Origin of the sequence: Streptomyces ferrugineus, from assembly GCF_015160855.1 — a bacterium.
GTDB lineage: Bacteria > Actinomycetota > Actinomycetes > Streptomycetales > Streptomycetaceae > Streptomyces > Streptomyces ferrugineus.
On the sequence record NZ_CP063373.1, the window covers coordinates 2347805 to 2365141 of the forward strand.

Genomic DNA, 17337 nt, shown 5'->3' on the forward strand with positions numbered 1-17337 from the left:
CGCCCTCGCACACTCGGGCTTTCACCCTCAAGGAGATCTCATGCGGCGTGGCATAGCGGCCACCGCGCTGGTGGCGTCCCTCGCTCTCGCGGCGACGGCCTGCGGCGGGGACGACAGCGGCAGCGAATCGAGCGGGCCGGTCACCATCACCTGGTGGGACACCTCCAACGCCACCAACGAGGCGCCGACCTACCAGGCCCTGGTCAAGGAGTTCGAGGCCGCCAACAAGGACATCAAGGTCAAGTACGTCAACGTCCCCTTCGACCAGGCGCAGAACAAGTTCGACACCGCCGCCGGCTCCAAGGGCGCCCCGGACGTCCTGCGCTCCGAGGTCGGCTGGACCCCCGCCTTCGCCAAGAAGGGCTTCTTCCTGCCGCTGGACGGCACCGAGGCCCTCGCCGAGCAGGACAAGTTCAAGTCCAACCTGATCGAGCAGGCCAAGTACGAGGACAAGGTCTACGGCGTTCCGTTCACCACGGACACCCTCGCGCTGGTCTACAACAAGGACCTGTTCGAGAAGGCCGGCGTCGAGGCCCCCAAGACCTGGGACGACCTGAAGAAGGCCGCCGCCACGATCAAGGACAAGACCGGCGTCGACGGCTACTGGGGCTCCGCCCAGGGCTACTACGCCCAGACGTTCCTCTACGGCGAGGGCACCGACACCGTCGACGCCGACGCCAAGAAGATCACCGTCAACTCGGCCGCGGCCAAGAAGGGCTACGAGACCTGGCTGGGCCTCTTCGACGGCAAGGGCCTGCACAAGGCCGACACCACCGCCGACGCCTACGCCCACATCCAGGAGGCGTTCGTCAACGGCAAGGTCGCCGCGATCATCCAGGGCCCCTGGGAGATCACCAACTTCTACAAGGGCTCCGCGTTCAAGGACAAGAACAACCTCGGCATCGCCACCGTCCCGGCCGGCTCCGCCGGCAAGGCGGGCGCCCCGACCGGCGGCCACAACCTCTCCGTGTACGCCGGCTCGGACAAGGCGCACCAGGAGGCCTCGCTGAAGTTCGTGAAGTTCATGACCTCGGCGAAGGCCCAGGAGACCATCGCCCTGAAGAACTCCACGCTCCCGACGCGCGACGACGCCTACACCGCCGAAGTGAAGGCCGACCCGGGCATCGCCGGCTACCAGACGGTGCTCTCCGCCGCCCAGCCGCGCCCGGCCCTGCCCGAGTACAGCTCGTTCTTCCCCGTGCTGGACACCGAGCTGAACGGCATCGCCGGCGGCAAGGAGTCCCTGGACAAGGGCCTGGGCGACGCCGAGACCGCCATCGCCAAGCTGGTTCCGGACTTCACCAAGTGACCCCGACTGGCCGCCGGATCCTCCTGCACAAGGGGGGAAGGATCCGGCGGCCATCGGCCTGTGTGCCGTACCCCTGATCTGCAGAGCCTGAAGAAGGTTGTCGAACCATGACAGTCGCCATCGACCGCGCGACCGGCAAGGTGCGCGGTGAGCGCGGGCCGCGGCGCGGGCCGCTGAAGCGCCTCAAGAGCAGCTACCGGAAGTACTGGTACGCCTACGCGATGATCACGCCCGTGGTCATCGTGCTCGGTGTCCTCGTGCTGTACCCGCTGGCGTACGGCTTCTATCTGACCCTCACCGACGCCAACAGCCTCAACACGGCCCGCACCATCGGCGTCAACGAGATCGAGGCCACCTACAAGTTCATCGGCTTCGACAACTACGCCGACATCCTGTGGGGCCCGACCTCCTACGACCGGTTCTGGTCCCACTTCATCTGGACGATCGTCTGGACGGCCGCCTGTGTCACCCTGCACTACACGATCGGCCTGGGCCTGGCTCTGCTGCTCAACCAGAAGCTGCGCGGACGCACCTTCTACCGGATGATGATGGTCCTGCCGTGGGCCGTGCCCACCTTCGTCACCGTCTTCGGCTGGCGCTTCATGCTCGCCGACGGCGGCATCATCAACGCCGGCCTCGAATGGCTCCACCTGCCGACACCGCTGTGGCTGGAGGACGCCTTCTGGCAGCGGTTCGCCGCGATCATGGTCAACACCTGGGCCGGTGTGCCGTTCATGATGCTCTCCCTGCTCGGCGGACTGCAGTCCATCGACGCCAGCCTCTACGAGGCCGCCGAAATGGACGGCGCGAGTGCCTGGCAGCGCTTCCGGTACGTCACCCTGCCGGGCCTGCGGTCCGTCAGCTCCACCGTCGTACTCCTCGGCATCATCTGGACCTTCAACCAGTTCGCGATCATCTTCCTGCTGTTCGGCAACACCGCGCCGGACGCCCAGATCCTCGTCACCTGGGCCTACCGCCTCGGCTTCGGACAGCAACCGCGCGACTTCGCGCAGTCGGCGGCGTTCGGCATGCTGCTGCTGGCCATCCTCGTCGTCTTCACCTCCTTCTACCGCCGCTGGCTGAACCGCAATGACCAGCAGCTCGCGATCTGAGGCGGGAGTCCCCATGAGCACCACGACCGTTTCGACACCCGCCTCCGCGGACCGGCCCGCCGCGGACACCGCACCGCCGCGCAAGGCACGCCGCCGGGGCGAGAGCGGCCCCCTCGCCTCGCTCGCCTCCCACGGCATCCTGATCGCGGCGAGCCTGATCGCGCTCTTCCCGGTCGCCTGGCTGGTCTTCCTGTCCCTCGGCCCCGACAAGGACGACTATCTGCACCCCGGCGGCATCTGGAGCAAGATGACGCTGGACAACTACTCGTTCGTCCTGCAGCACACGAACTTCTTCCACTGGGCGGCCAGTTCGCTGATCGTCTCGCTCGGCACCACCGTCGTCGGCGTGATGGTGGCCGCCACCACCGGCTACGCGGTCTCACGCATGCGGTTCCCCGGCTACAAGAAGTTCATGTGGCTGCTGCTGCTCACACAGATGTTCCCGATCGCCGTGCTCATCGTGCCGATGTACCAGATCCTGTCGGAGCTGCAGCTCATCGACAGCTACCTCGGCCTCGTCCTCGTCTACTGCGCGACCGCCGTGCCCTACAGCGCCTGGCTGCTCAAGGGCTACTTCGACACCATCCCGTTCGAGATCGACGAGGCCGGACGCGTCGACGGACTGACCCCCTTCGGCACGTTCGTACGGCTGATCCTGCCGCTCGCCAAGCCCGGTCTCGCGGTCGCCGCCTTCTACAACTTCATCACGGCCTTCGGCGAGGTCGCGTTCGCCTCGACGTTCATGCTGTCCGACACGAAGTACACCTTCGCCGTCGGCCTGCAGAGTTTCATCAGCGAGCACGACGCCCAGCGCAACCTCATGGCCGCCACGGCCGTGCTGGTCGCCATACCCGCCTCCGCGTTCTTCTACTTCGTGCAGAAGAACCTGGTGACCGGCCTGACCGCGGGCGGCACGAAGGGCTGACCCCCCGCAGACCCGAGGCGGTCGCGGTGGCCATCCGACCCCGCTGCCACCGCGACCGCCTCGTCACCTCCGTCTGCCGTACCCACACCCCACCCCATGACCTCGACACCCTTACGTACCAAGGACGCCATGAGCCAGCACTCCGCCGACCCGGCCCCGAACTCCGCCGTCGCCACCGTCGCCAAGCGCCGTGACTGGTGGCGGGACGCGGTGATCTACCAGGTCTATCCGCGCAGCTTCGCCGACAGCAACGGCGACGGCATGGGCGATCTGGAAGGCATCCGCTCCCGCCTGCCCTACCTGCGCGACCTCGGTGTGGACGCCGTGTGGCTCAGCCCCTTCTACGCCTCCCCGCAGGCCGACGCCGGCTACGACGTCGCCGACTACCGGGCCGTCGACCCGATGTTCGGCAACCTGCTCGACGCGGACGCGCTGATCCGCGACGCCCGGGAGCTGGGGCTGCGGACCATCGTCGACCTGGTCCCCAACCACTCCTCCGACCAGCACGAGTGGTTCAAGCGAGCGGTCGCGGAAGGGCCGGGATCCCCGCTGCGCGACCGCTACCACTTCCGCCCCGGCAAGGGTGAGAACGGCGAACTCCCGCCCAACGACTGGGAGTCGATCTTCGGTGGCCCCGCGTGGACGCGGGTGCCGGACGGTGAGTGGTACCTCCACCTCTTCGCCCCCGAGCAGCCCGACTTCAACTGGGAGCACCCGGCGGTCGGGGACGAGTTCCGCTCGATCCTGCGCTTCTGGCTGGACATGGGCGTCGACGGCTTCCGCATCGACGTCGCCCACGGCCTGGTGAAGGCGGAGGGCCTGCCGGACCTCGGATCCCACGACCAGCTCAAGCTGCTGGGCAACGATGTCATGCCGTTCTTCGACCAGGACGGCGTGCACGACATCTACCGCCAGTGGCGGTTCGTCCTCGACGAGTACGCCGGCGAGCGCATCTTCGTCGCCGAGGCGTGGACCCCGACCGTCGAGCGCACGGCGAACTACGTCCGCCCGGACGAGCTGCACCAGGCCTTCAACTTCCAGTACCTGTCGACCGACTGGGACGCGGCCGAGCTGCGCAAGGTCGTCGACCGCACCCTGGAGGCGATGCGCCCGGTCGGCGCCCCCGCCACCTGGGTCCTGTCCAACCACGACGTCACCCGGCACGCCACCCGCTTCGCCAACCCGCCCGGCCTCGGCACCCAGATCCGCACCGCCGGGGACCGCGAACTCGGCCTGCGGCGGGCGAGGGCGGCGACCCTGCTCATGCTCGCGCTGCCCGGCTCCGCGTACGTCTACCAGGGCGAGGAGCTCGGCCTGCCGGACGTCGTCGACCTCCCCGACGAGGTGCGCCAGGACCCGGCGTACTTCCGCGGCGCCGGCCAGGACGGCTTCCGTGACGGCTGCCGGGTGCCGATCCCGTGGACGCGCACGGGATCGTCGTACGGCTTCGGCGCGGGCGGCAGCTGGCTGCCGCAGCCGCAGGGCTGGGGCGAGCTGAGCGTCGAGGCCCAGACCGGCGACCCCGACTCCACCCTGGAGCTCTACCGCTCCGCCCTCGCCGTCCGCCGCGCACAGCCCGACCTGGGCGCCGGCGACTCGGTGGAGTGGCTCAAGGCGCCGGAAGGCGTCCTCGCCTTCCGGCGCGGGGAGTTCGTGTGCGTCGCGAACACCACGGGCGAGTCGGTGACGACCCCCTCGTACGGCCGTGTCCTGCTCAGCAGCGGCGAGGTGGCCGAGGTCGACGGCGAGGCGAAGGTGCCCGCGGACACGACGGTGTGGTGGGCCACGGCGTAGCCCGACGCTCACCCAGGTCTTCCTGCGGGGCCCGTCGTCCGATTCCGGGCGGCGGGCCGCGCCTTTGCCCGGGATGCGGCCGAATCTGTTCTTGACAGGCAACTTCACGTAATCTCGCGGCCCGTGAAGATCGCACGGACGATACGGGGCCGCTCGCGGGCAGTGGCCACCCTGCACCGACTCGGCCACCAGCTGCGAGAGGGCAGGTACGAGGAGGTCGAGGCCGGGGCCAGGGCGCTGGAGGCCGAAGCGGCACGGCTGCGCCGGCGAGGGCTGCGGCTGTCGGTGGGCTGGCACGCCAAGGCGCTGGCCACGGCGGTGGCCTGTGCCCACGGGCGCGGGGCGCAGGTGCTGGCCGAACTGGAGTCCCTCGCGGCGGACCTGGGCGGGATGACCGGGTCCGGGCGGACGCTGCTGCTGATGGTCCGCAACAACCGCGCGATGGCCCTCGGCCTTCTGGGGCGGTGCGCCGAGGCCGAGGCGGAGACGCTGGACCTGCTGCGCGAACTGGCCCGCATCAAGCATCTGGCGCCGGTGTGGGAGATCGAGCTGTGCGCGTTGGCCAACCTGGCGGACGCGCTGTACTACCAGGACCGCCACGAGGAGGCCGAGGCCATCGCCCGGGGGAACCTGCCCCGCGCCGAAGGGGCCGCGCTCGCCTCCCTGCACTGCACCCTGGTGCGCGGCCTGAGCGGACAGGGACGGCACGACGAGGCGCTGACCGAGGCGCGCCGATTCGCCCCACGGTGGGACCGAGGGCAGAGCGGCGGCCTGGACCTGGCCACCGCCGGCGCCCTGCACGGTCTGGGGCGGCTCGACGAGGCGGAGGCTGCGGCGCGTCGGGCGCTCACCGACTGCGAGCGCTTCCTGCACCCGGACCACCCCCGCATCCAGGACGTCCACGCCCTGCTGGCCCGCATCACCGCCGACGAGCCACCGACGCCGGCAGCCGAAGAGGCTGCTCGCTGACCGCGCGGCCTCTCCGGATCGGGCCTCTCCGGGGCGGGTCGGGGTCGGTCACCGCCACGTGCCGCCGGCGGTGTATCCCGACGAACTGCCGGTCGTGTACGAGCGGTTGGTGCCGGACTCCCAGGTCACGTTGCCCGAGCCGTCCTTCTTGAGGAACTTGTACTCGAAGGTCGTGCTCTTCGGGACGATCACCGACCTGCTCCACGTCGGGTACGACGCCGACGACAGCGGGATCGCGTCGGCCCCCGGTTGGCGTTGGACTCCCACGTGACGTTCCCGGAGCCGTCCTTCCCGGACGACGACAGCTTCACCGCCTTCGACGTGTCCCAGCCGCCCAGCGCCGCGATCGAACCGACCACGTACACGTCCTGCCCGGCCGAGGTGGGCGCGTACCCGGAGAAGGTCGCGGTCACCGTCGAGGTGCCGTCGTCCGGTTCCTCGCACGCGGTGTCGCAGGGCGTGAACTCACCGTCGTAGAAGGCGATCGCGCTCTTCGCGGGGATCGTGAGGGTCGCGTTGCCACCGGACAAGCCGATCACGCTCGACGACTTCGTCGACGGCGGTGTCGCGGTGCAGGCAGTACCAGCCGCCGGAGCAGTCCGTGTCCGTCACGAAGCCGTTGGAGTTCGGCGGCGCCTGGTCGGAGGACGAGAACTCGAAGCCCGAGTAGACCGTCGGCGTCGACCACTTGTAGGCGAGCTGGAAGACATTGGCGAGCCGGTAGGCGTCACCGTCCTTGTAGCTCATGTGCAGTCCGTTGCGCTCGGTGTCGTGGTTGGTCACGAAGGACACCGAGTCGTCGGGGGTCAGGACCCCCGACGAGGGAAGCGACTCCAGGTCGCTCCAGGACGTCACCGGAGGAGTAGTAGTCGGACGCTGCCGGGGTCGAGCCCGGATACACCTCCTGGATCTGCTTGTCTGGGCGGCGGTGTGGTTGATCACCGCGTCCGTATACACCTTCACACCCGCGTCATGGCAGGCGTTGACCATCGACGCGAACTCGGCCGCCGTACCGAAGCGGCCGCTGAGCTCGTACGAGTACGGCTGGTAGACGTCCCACCAGTAGTAGTCGGCCTGCTTCAGCGACTCGGCCGGCGGCGCCACCCGGACCGCGCCGTAGCCGTTCGGGCCGAGCATGTCCGTGCACTCCGAGGCGACGGAGTCCCAGGTGCGGCGGAGCAACGGTCAGGCATTCAACAACTCGTGAGCGTGAGGGAGTTGAGAAGGGCACGTCAAGGTTGCGGGTGAAAGAACTTGCTATGACTTTCAACTCTCTTGCTGTAAACCTTTCGTGGCGGTACGGTCACGCCGGCGCCCGGCAACGAAGCCGCGCCGCGGCGCAGGGGGGATCCGACTGAGCCGCATTCGCAAGGAGTTCGCCCGTGATACCCAGATGGCAGGCGCCCGCACGGCGCCGTACCACGACCGCCGCCGTCACCGCCCTCGCGGCAGCCGCAGCGACCGTCGTCATGACTCCCGGCGGCACGGCGTCCGCCGCCCCGCCCGGCACCAAGGACGTCACCGCGGTGATGTTCGAGTGGAACTTCGCCTCGGTCGCCAAGGAGTGCACCAACACCCTCGGCCCCGCCGGCTACGGCTACGTCCAGGTCTCTCCGCCCGCCGAGCACATACAGGGCGCTCAGTGGTGGACGTCGTACCAGCCGGTGAGCTACAAGATCGCCGGACGCCTCGGAGACCGTGCGGCCTTCCAGAACATGGTCAACACCTGCCACGCGGCCGGGGTGAAGGTCGTCGCCGACGCCGTGGTCAACCACATGTCGGCGGGCAGCGGCACCGGGACCGGCGGCTCGTCGTACACGAAGTACAACTACCCGGGCCTGTACTCGGCGCCCGACTTCGACGACTGCACGAGCCAGATCAACAACTACCAGGACCGCTGGAACGTCCAGCGCTGCGAACTGGTGGGCCTCGCCGACCTGGACACGGGGGAGTCCTACGTCCGCGGCGCCATCGCCGGGTACCTGAACGACCTTCTTTCCCTCGGCGTCGACGGCTTCCGCATCGACGCGGCCAAGCACATGGACGCCGCCGACCTGGCCGACATCAAGTCGCGGCTGAGCAACCCGTCGGTGTACTGGAAGCAGGAGGTCATCCACGGCAGCGGGGAGGCCGTCCAGCCGACCGAGTACACCGGCAACGGGGACGTGCAGGAGTTCCGGTACGCGTACGACCTCAAGCGCGTCTTCAACAGCGAGAACCTCGCCTACCTGAAGAACTACGGCGAGGGCTGGGGCTACCTGAGCAGCTCCGTCGCCGGCGTCTTCGTCGACAACCACGACACCGAGCGCAACGGCTCGACGCTCAGCTACAAGGACAACGCCAACTACACCCTCGCGAACGTCTTCATGCTCGCCTGGCCCTACGGCGCCCCGGACGTCAACTCCGGCTACGAGTGGTCCGACTCGGACGCCGGGCCGCCCAACGGTGGCACGGTCAACGCCTGCTGGCAGGACGGCTGGAAATGCCAGCACAACTGGCCGGAGATCAAGTCCATGGTCGCCTTCCGCAACGCCACCCGCGGTGAGGCGGTCACCAACTGGTGGGACAACGGGGCCGACGCCATCGCGTTCGGGCGGGGCGGCAAGGGATTCGTGGCCATCAACCACGAGTCGGGCTCGCTGAGCCGGACGTACCAGACGTCGCTGCCCGCGGGGACGTACTGCGACGTGCAGAGCAACACGACCGTGACGGTGAACTCCAGCGGCCAGTTCACGGCCACCCTGGGCTCGAACACCGCCCTGGCGATCTATGCCGGGAAGTCAGGCTGCTGAGCTTCCTGATGGGGTGAGAGGTGGGCTGGTCGCGCCAGCTGGAAGATCGCGCCCCGAAAGCTCTTACCGATCGTTTCAAGACTCTTGCTGAAAACCTTTCGGCGGCGATACGGTCGCGCGGGGTCGGACCCACGAGAGCCGTATCGCAAGGAGTCCACGTCAGTGATACCCAGTTGGCCGGCGCCGCCGAGGCGCCGAACCGCGCATGCCGGACGGGTCGCCGCGGTCACCGTGACCGCGCTGGCCGCAGCGCTCGTCCAGCCGCTCGCGGCGCGGGCGGACACCCCGCCGCCGCCCCCGTCCGACGCCAGGCTCGCCGCCGAGCCCGCCCGGCACGACGCCACCCGTGAGCAGTTCTACTTCGTCCTGCCGGACCGTTTCGCCAACGGCGACCGCGGCAATGACAGGGGCGGACTGACCGGCTCCCGCCTCACCACCGGCTACGACCCCGCCGACAAGGGCTTCTACCAGGGCGGCGACCTCAAGGGCCTGACCAAGCGCCTCGACTACATCAAGGGGCTCGGCACCACCGCCATCTGGATGGCGCCCATCTTCAAGAACCAGCCCGTTCAGGGGACGGGGAGCAACGCCTCCGCCGGCTACCACGGTTACTGGATCACCGACTTCACCCAGGTCGACCCCCACTTCGGCACCAACAAGGACCTACAGACCCTCATCTCCAAGGCGCACGCCAAGGGCATGAAGGTCTTCTTCGACGTCATCACCAACCACACGGCCGACGTCGTCGACTACGAGGAGAAGTCCTACGACTACCTCTCCAAGGGCGCCTTCCCGTACCTGACCAAGGACGGCAAGCCGTTCGACGACGCCGACTACGCGGACGGCACCAAGCGCTTCCCGGCCGTCGACACCGACTCCTTCCCGCGCACGCCGACGGTCGGTGAGAACACCAAGGTTCCGTCGTGGCTCAACGACCCGACGATGTACCACAACCGCGGCGACTCCACCTTCGCCGGTGAGAGCTCCACCCACGGCGACTTCTCCGGCCTCGACGACCTGTGGACCGAGCGTCCCGAGGTCGTCAGCGGCATGGAGAAGATCTACCAGCGCTGGGTGCGGGACTTCGACATCGACGGCTTCCGCGTCGACACCGTGAAGCACGTCAACACGGAGTTCTGGACCCAGTGGGCCACGGCCCTCGACTCCTACGCGGCCAAGCGGGGCCGCGACGACTTCTTCATGTTCGGCGAGGTGTACTCCGCCGACACGAACATCACCTCCCCGTACGTCACCCAGGGCCGCCTCGACGCCACGCTCGACTTCCCCTTCCAGGAGGCCGCTCGCCAGTACGCCTCCCAGGGCGGCAGCGCGAAGAAGCTCGCGGGAGTCTTCGGCGACGACTACAAGTACACGACCGACAAGGCCAACGCCTACGAGCAGGTCACCTTCCTCGGCAACCACGACATGGGCCGCATCGGGTACTTCCTGAAGCAGGACAACCCCGAGGCCACGGACGCGGAGATCCTCGCCAAGGACAGGCTCGCCAACGAGCTGATGTTCCTCAGCCGCGGCAACCCCGTCGTCTACTACGGCGACGAACAGGGCTTCACCGGCTCCGGCGGCGACAAGGACGCCCGCCAGACCCTGTTCGCCTCGAAGACCGCCGACTACCTCGACGACGACCAACTCGGCACGGACCGCACCCACGCGAGCGCCGCCTACGACACCAAGGCCCCGCTCTACCGGCAGATCAGCGCCCTGTCCAAGCTCCGCAAGGCCAACCCGGCCCTCGCCGACGGAGTCCAGACCGAGCGGTACGCGGCCGACGGCGCCGGCGTCTACGCCTTCTCCCGCACCGACGCCAGGACGGGCACGGAGTACGTCGTCGCCTTCAACAACGCCGACGACGCGAAGACGGCGACCTTCGCGACCGGTTCCGCCGACATGGCGTTCAAGGGCGTCTACGGCACCCACGACTCCCTCAGCAGCGACGGCGACAAGAAGCTCACGGTCACCGTCCCGGCCGGCTCGGCGATCGTCCTCAAGGCGGCCGGCAAGCTCGCCGAGCCGGCCACCGAGCCGACGATCACCCTGAAGGCACCGGCCGCCGGGGCCACGGGCACGGTCGAGATCGGCGCCGACGTCGACGGCGGACAGCTCAACCGGGTCGTCTTCGCGGCGCAGGTCGGCAACGGCAAGTGGCGGACCCTGGGCTCGGCCGACCACGCCCCGTACAAGGTCACGCAGGTCATCGACAAGGACGTACCGGCCGGGACGGCCCTGCGCTACAAGGCCGTCGTGATCGACTCGGCGGGCCGCAAGGCGAGCGCCACGGCCCAGAGCACCACCGGCACGCCGCCCGCCCCCGAGACCCCGTCCGCCTCCTCCCGCGACTACGCGATCGTCCACTACAAGCGCGCCGACGGCGACTACGCGAACTGGGGCCTGTACGCCTGGGGCGACCTCGCCGACGGCGAGTCCACCGACTGGCCGGAGAGCCATCCGTTCATCGGCCGGGACTCCTACGGCGCCTTCGCCTACGTCAAGCTCAAGCCCGGCGCCTCGTCGGTCGGCTTCCTCGTCATCGACAAGGACGGGAACAAGGACGTCTCCGCCGACCGCACGATCGATGTCACCAAGACCGGTGAGGTCTGGGTCGAGCAGGGCAAGGAGGCCGTTCGCACGGAGAAGCCGGCGGCCGACTACCCGGCTCCGGACAAGTCCAAGGCCGTCCTGCACTACCACCGCGCCGACGGGAGCTACGACGGCTGGGGCCTGCACACCTGGACGGGTGCCGCGAACCCCACCGAGTGGTCGAACCCGCTCAAGCCGGTCAAGACTGATTCCTATGGCGCAGTCTTCGAGGTACCGCTCACCGACGGTGCGACCAGCCTCAGCTACATCCTCCACAAGGGCGACGAGAAGGACCTGCCCGCCGACCAGTCCCTCGACCTCACGGCGAACGGCCATGAGGTGTGGCTGGTGAGCGGCCAGGAGAAGTACCTGCTCCCGCAGCCCGCGGGGTCCGCGGCCGCGCTCGACCTGACCACCTCCAAGGCGGTCTGGATCGACCGGAACACGCTCGCCTGGAACGGCTCCGAGGCCGCCGCCTCCACCCAGCTGCTGTACAGCCGGGACGGCGCGATCGCAGTCGAGGACGGCGCGCTGACCGGTGACGCCAAGTGGCTGCGGCTGTCCAGGACCTCCCTCACCGACGCCCAGAAGGCGAAGTTCCCGCATCTGAAGGACTACGCCGCCTGGTCCGTCGACCCACGTGACCGCGACCGGATCCGCGAGGCCCTGCGCGGCCAGGTCGTCGCCTCGCAGCGCGCCGCCAACGGTGCCGTCCTGGCCGCGACCGGCGTTCAGCTCGGCGGTGTGCTGGACGACCTGTACGACGCGACGCGGGCGAAGCTCGGGCCGACGTTCCCCAAGGGCCGCCCGACGCTGGCCGTCTGGGCGCCCACGGCGCAGTCGGTGAAGCTCGAGATCGGCGACTCCACCGTCGCCATGAAGCGGAACGACGCCACCGGCGTCTGGTCGGTCACCGGGCCGAGGTCCTGGAAGAACAAGCCGTACCGGTACGTCGTGAAGGTCTGGGCGCCCAGCGTCCGCGAGGTCGTCACCAACAAGGTCACCGACCCCTATTCGGTCGCCCTCACCGCCGACTCCGAGCGCAGCCTCGTCGTCGACCTGCGCGACCGGTCCCTGGCGCCGGCCGGCTGGTCGACGTACACCAAGCCCAGGGCCGTGCCGCTGAACGACGCCCAGATCCAGGAGCTGCACATCCGGGACTTCTCGGTGGCGGACAAGACGGTGCCCGCGAAGGACAAGGGCACCTACCTCGCCTTCACCGACAAGCTCAGCGACGGCTCCAGGCATCTGAAGAAGCTGGCCGAGGCGGGCACGTCGTACGTCCATCTGCTGCCGGCGTTCGACATCGCCACCATCCCCGAGAAGAGGTCCGACCAGGCGAGCACCGACTGCGATCTGGCCTCCTTCCCGGCCGACTCCGAGCGGCAGCAGGAGTGCGTGGCGAAGATCGCCGCGAAGGACGCCTACAACTGGGGCTACGACCCGTACCACTACACGGTCCCCGAGGGCTCCTACGCGACCGACCCCGACGGCACCGCGCGCACCGTCCAGTTCCGCGAGATGGTCAAGGCCCTCAACGAGGACGGTCTGCGGGTCGTCATGGACGTCGTCTACAACCACACGGCGGCGAGCGGGCAGGCGGACACCTCCGTCCTCGACCGGATCGTCCCCGGCTACTACCAGCGCCTCCTCGCCGACGGTTCGGTGGCGAACAGCACCTGCTGCGCCAACACCGCCACCGAGAACGCCATGATGGGCAAGCTGGTCGTCGACTCGATCGTCACCTGGGCCCGGGAGTACAAGGTCGACGGCTTCCGCTTCGACCTCATGGGCCACCACCCGAAGGCCAACATCCTGGCCGTCCGCGAGGCCCTCGACGAGCTGACCCTCGCCAAGGACGGCGTCGACGGCAAGAAGATCATCCTGTACGGCGAGGGCTGGAACTTCGGCGAGGTCGCCGACGACGCCCGCTTCGTGCAGGCCACGCAGAAGAACATGGCGGGGACCGGGATCGCGACCTTCTCCGACCGGGCGCGGGACGCGGTGCGCGGCGGCGGCCCCTTCGACGAGGACCCGGGCGTCCAGGGGTTCGCCTCCGGCCTGTTCACCGAACCCAACTCCTCCGAGAACAACGGCGGTTCGGCGGAGCAGAAGGCCCGTCTGCTGCACTACCAGGACCTGATCAAGGTCGGCCTGTCCGGCAACCTCGCCGACTACCGCTTCACCGACACCGCGGGCAAGGAGGTCAAGGGCTCCGAGGTCGACTACAACGGCGCCCCCGCCGGCTACGCGGCCGCCCCCGGCGACGCCCTCGCCTACGCCGACGCACACGACAACGAGTCGCTGTTCGACGCGCTGGCGTACAAGCTGCCGGCCGCGACCGGGGCCGCCGACCGCGCCCGGATGCAGGTCCTCGCCATGGCCACGGCGACCCTGTCGCAGGGACCGGCGCTCTCCCAGGCCGGCACCGACCTGCTGCGCTCCAAGTCCCTGGACCGCAACTCCTACGACAGCGGCGACTGGTTCAACGCCATCCACTGGAACTGCGCCGACGGCAACGGCTTCGGGCGGGGGCTGCCGATGGCGGCCGACAACGCCTCCAAGTGGCCGTACGCCAAGCCGCTGCTCGGCACCGTGAAGGTCGGCTGCGAGCAGATCGACGGCACCTCGGCGGCGTACCGGGACCTGCTCAGGATCCGTACGACGGAGAGCGCCTTCTCCCTCGACACGGCCGAGCAGGTGCAGTCGAAGCTGTCCTTCCCGCTGTCCGGCAGCGACGAGACCCCCGGTGTGATCACCATGCGCCTCGGTGACCTGGTCGTCGTCTTCAACGCGACGCCCGAGCGGCAGGAACAGCGGATCGCCTCGGCCGCCGGGGACGGCTACCGGCTGCATCCGGTGCAGGCCTCGGGTGCGGACCCTATCGTCAAGTCCGCGTCCTACGACGGGGAATCGGGCACGTTCGCCGTTCCGGGGCGTACTGTCGCCGTCTTCGCCCGGGCTCTCTGATACGGCACTAACTTGAGTGGGGCGGACCCGGTCACCGGGCCGCCCCATTCACGCGTATCCAAGGGCTGCCGACGATGAACCCTTACGTCAAGCAGCCGGGCGCGACCGTGATGGTCGTCGATGACGTCCCGGCCAGCCGCTACGCCATGGGCGCCGTGCTGCGCCGGGCGGGCCACGACGTCGTCCCGGTCGCCAGCGCCGGCGAGGCGCTGATCGAACTCGACGTGCGGCTGCGCGCGGGCGCCCTGCCCGACGTGGCCCTCGTCGATGTCGGGCTGCCGGACATGAGCGGCTTCGAACTGTGCCGCCGGGTCAAGGCCCGGCCGTCCACGGCCGCGCTGCCCGTCGTCCACTTCTCGGCCACGGCCATCGAGGCGGGGGACCGGTGCCGGGGGCTGGACGCGGGCGCCGACGCCTATCTGACCGTGCCGGCCGAGCCGAAGGAGATCCAGGCCGTCGTCCAGGCGGCGGTCCGCAGGGCGCGCCGGCGCACCGCGACCGAGGCGCTCGCCCACTGGCTGACGCTGCTGTCCGAGGCCATCGTCACCGTGCAGACCGCGCGCTGCCTGGGGGAGCTGGCCGACGCGGCGGCCGCCGGCGCGTCGCGCCTCATGGGCATGCCCGCGGTGGTCTTCGTCATCGGCCCGGACGGCGAGGCCCACCATGGCACGTCCCGCAACAGGCTCGCCCTGTCCGACGCGGACGCATACCAGGAAGCGGCCCGGCTGATCACACGGATCGCGGGCGGGCGGGGCGGCGTGCACAGCACCGTGGTCCCGGCGGCCCTGTGGCCGACGGGTCTCTTCCGCCCCGGCGCCCAGGACGACGCCCACCTGGTGCTGGCGTCGGCCCAGGAGGGCCGGGCCCGGGTATGCATAGCGACACCGGCACGTGCGGCGCCGCCCCGGAGCGGCGCGGGGCCGTGTCGGCACGCGGCCGCGCCGCGGGGCGCGAGCGGCCACGACGAACCCGCGGACGCCCGACGGCACGACGTGGCACTTCCTGTCGCGGCCCTCCCGGCGGAGCGCCTCGCGCAGGCCACCGCACTCGCCGCCGAGCCGCTGCTGATGTACCAGGAGGAGCGGAACGTCGCCCTCACCCTCCAGCACAGCTTCCTGCCCCTGCCGCACCGGCTGCCCGACGTGCCGGGCGTCGACCTCGTCGTGCGGTACGTGCCCGCGTCCCGGCAGGCCGAGATCGGCGGGGACTTCTACGCCGCCCTGCGCACCCGGGGCGGGGTGCTCACGGCGGTCGGGGACGTCGTCGGGCACTCGCTGGACGCGGCGACCGTCATGGTGGAGATCCGGCACGCGCTGCGCGCCTACTGCGTCGAGGAGAGCGGACCGGGCGCGCTGGCGGAGCGGCTGGACCGGATGCTGCTGCACTACCACCCCGAGGTCACCGCCACGGTCTGCCTGGCCCTGGTCGACCCCGGTTCGGGGCGGGTCCGGATCGCCAACGCGGGGCACATCCCGCCGGTGATCGTGCGGGACGGGGGCGGGGCCGAGTACGTCCCGGTGGACGGGCCGCTGCTCGGGCTCGGTCTGGACCGGCCCGGGCCGAGCGAGCTGGTCCTGGGGCCCGGGGACCGCCTCCTCATGGTCACCGACGGCCTCATCGAGACCCGCGGAGTCGACCTCGGCACCTCCATGGAGCAGCTGCGCACGGCCGCCGCCGACGCCCCGGCCGGCCTCGACGCGCTGTGCGACACCCTGCTGGGCCGCTTCGGGTGCGACCAAGAGGACGACATCGCGATGCTGGCCCTGAGGTTAGGGTGAGCGCTGCTGACCGAGAACAGGAGTGCTCATGCCGCAGATCACCGTCGACCACTCGAAGACGCTCTCCTTCGACCGGGAGGGTTTCGCCCGGGACCTGCACACCGCGACCGTCGAGATCGCGGCGGCCAGGCCGGAGGCGTGCAAGACCCAGTTCCGGCCCAGTGAGTACACGGCGTTCGGCTACGAGGACCCCGCGGAGCAGGGCCACGCGGTCGTCCATGTCACGCTCGGCCTGCTCGCCGGCCGCACCGACGAGGTCAAGGCACAGCTGACCGAGGCGGTACTGGAGCTGCTGCGCAAGCACATCGAGGACGACGGCGTCGTGCTGCACGCCTCCGCCGAGGTACGCGATCTCGACCCGTCGTACCGCAAGTTCGAACGCTAGGCCCTGTCGGCTAGGACGCCAGCGAGATCAGCCGGGCGACCAGGTCGCTGAACGGGCCGTCGGTCGGCTCGTCCTTGAGCATGCGGCGCAGCAGTGCGCCCATCTCCTCGTCGGAGGCGGCGCTGACGGCGGCCAGTGCGGCGAAGTCGTGCACGAGCTGGACCTCCAGCTCGGCGCGCGGGATGCGCCGGCCGTCCAGCCAGATCAGCGCCGTCGACTCGGCGAGCGAAATCCACGTGCGGACGACCAGCTCCAGTCGCGCGGGCGGATCCGTCACGTCCAGATGCGAAAGGATCTGGACATACGCGGCCTGCCGCACGGAGTCGATCAGCGCGTTCGTCGCGGTGGAGCCGACGGCCGGACCGCCGCGCATCAGCGCCGAGAAACCGGGGCCGTGCTCGTCGACGAAGTCGAAGAACCGCCGCATCACCCGCAGCAGCCGCGCCCCCAGCGGGCCTTCGTGCGGCTCCACGAAGCGGTCCGCCAGGTCCTCCGAGGCACGCTTCAACGCGGCCTCGTACAAGCTGAGTTTGCCGGGGAAGTAGTGATAGACCAGCGGACGTGAGATGCCCGCGGTGGACGCTATCTCGTCGATGGAGACATCGTCGGGCGAGCGCTGGCTGAACAGTTCGAGGGCGACGCCGATCAACTGCTGCCGCCGCTCCTCGACTCCCATTCTTCGCCGTACCCCGGTAGTCATGCGAACAC

At 69.6% G+C, this 17337-nt stretch carries 13 protein-coding genes; 9 read left to right on the top strand and 4 right to left on the bottom strand.

Features of this window, described 5'->3' with window-relative positions:
• Positions 1-40 precede the first annotated feature (40 nt).
• The 5 genes from IM697_RS10700 (at position 41) to IM697_RS10720 (ending at position 6109) form a co-directional block, all read left to right on the top strand.
• Positions 41-1309 (top strand): extracellular solute-binding protein, encoded by a 1269-nt coding sequence (locus IM697_RS10700; protein WP_194046946.1) that lies wholly within the window; start codon positions 41-43, stop codon positions 1307-1309.
• A gap of 107 nt (positions 1310-1416) precedes the next feature.
• Positions 1417-2421 carry a carbohydrate ABC transporter permease gene (locus IM697_RS10705; RefSeq protein WP_194046948.1) on the top strand — a complete coding sequence of 335 codons (1005 nt, stop codon included), beginning with the start codon at positions 1417-1419 and terminating at the stop codon, positions 2419-2421.
• 13 nt (positions 2422-2434) lie between these two features.
• Positions 2435-3346: a sugar ABC transporter permease gene (locus IM697_RS10710; protein WP_194046950.1), complete on the top strand. Its 912-nt coding sequence runs from the start codon at positions 2435-2437 to the stop codon at positions 3344-3346.
• Positions 3347-3475: 129 nt separating this feature from the next.
• Positions 3476-5140: a glycoside hydrolase family 13 protein gene (locus tag IM697_RS10715; RefSeq protein WP_194046952.1), complete on the top strand. Its 1665-nt coding sequence runs from the start codon at positions 3476-3478 to the stop codon at positions 5138-5140.
• Positions 5141-5263: 123 nt separating this feature from the next.
• The gene (locus tag IM697_RS10720; RefSeq protein ID WP_228044618.1) at positions 5264-6109 is read left to right on the top strand and encodes a tetratricopeptide repeat protein; all 846 of its coding nucleotides are present in this window, start codon (positions 5264-5266) and stop codon (positions 6107-6109) included.
• A gap of 48 nt (positions 6110-6157) precedes the next feature.
• On the opposite strand, the gene IM697_RS45855 is transcribed toward IM697_RS10720, so the two are convergent.
• From IM697_RS45855 to IM697_RS45865, 3 genes are read right to left on the bottom strand one after another with little or no spacing between them, the layout of a single operon-like run.
• Positions 6158-6376: a carbohydrate-binding module family 20 domain-containing protein gene (locus IM697_RS45855; protein WP_407699619.1), complete on the bottom strand. Its 219-nt coding sequence runs from the start codon at positions 6374-6376 to the stop codon at positions 6158-6160.
• Positions 6298-6648 carry a carbohydrate-binding module family 20 domain-containing protein gene (locus IM697_RS45860; RefSeq protein ID WP_407699620.1) on the bottom strand — a complete coding sequence of 117 codons (351 nt, stop codon included), beginning with the start codon at positions 6646-6648 and terminating at the stop codon, positions 6298-6300. The genes IM697_RS45855 and IM697_RS45860 overlap by 79 nt, the downstream gene beginning before the upstream one ends.
• Positions 6575-7291 (bottom strand): alpha-amylase family glycosyl hydrolase, encoded by a 717-nt coding sequence (locus IM697_RS45865; RefSeq protein ID WP_407699621.1) that lies wholly within the window; start codon positions 7289-7291, stop codon positions 6575-6577. The genes IM697_RS45860 and IM697_RS45865 overlap by 74 nt, the downstream gene beginning before the upstream one ends.
• A 287-nt stretch (positions 7292-7578) precedes the next feature.
• On the opposite strand from IM697_RS45865, the gene IM697_RS10730 reads away from it, so the two are divergent.
• The 4 genes from IM697_RS10730 (at position 7579) to IM697_RS10745 (ending at position 16629) form a co-directional block, all read left to right on the top strand.
• Positions 7579-8901, top strand: coding sequence for an alpha-amylase (locus tag IM697_RS10730; protein ID WP_194049666.1), 1323 nt, complete (start codon positions 7579-7581; stop codon positions 8899-8901).
• Positions 8902-9063: 162 nt separating this feature from the next.
• A complete protein-coding gene (gene pulA, locus IM697_RS10735; RefSeq protein ID WP_194046954.1) occupies positions 9064-14466 on the top strand; it encodes a pullulanase-type alpha-1,6-glucosidase in 5403 nt (1800 codons plus the stop codon).
• Positions 14467-14540: 74 nt separating this feature from the next.
• Positions 14541-16244, top strand: a complete 1704-nt coding sequence (locus IM697_RS10740) for a fused response regulator/phosphatase (protein ID WP_194046956.1) — start codon at positions 14541-14543, stop codon at positions 16242-16244.
• A gap of 28 nt (positions 16245-16272) precedes the next feature.
• Positions 16273-16629 carry a 5-carboxymethyl-2-hydroxymuconate Delta-isomerase gene (locus tag IM697_RS10745; RefSeq protein ID WP_194046958.1) on the top strand — a complete coding sequence of 119 codons (357 nt, stop codon included), beginning with the start codon at positions 16273-16275 and terminating at the stop codon, positions 16627-16629.
• Between the two features lie 10 nt (positions 16630-16639).
• On the opposite strand, the gene IM697_RS10750 is transcribed toward IM697_RS10745, so the two are convergent.
• Complete coding sequence (locus IM697_RS10750) at positions 16640-17329, bottom strand: TetR/AcrR family transcriptional regulator (RefSeq protein ID WP_194046960.1); 690 nt, start codon at positions 17327-17329, stop codon at positions 16640-16642.
• Positions 17330-17337 lie beyond the last annotated feature (8 nt).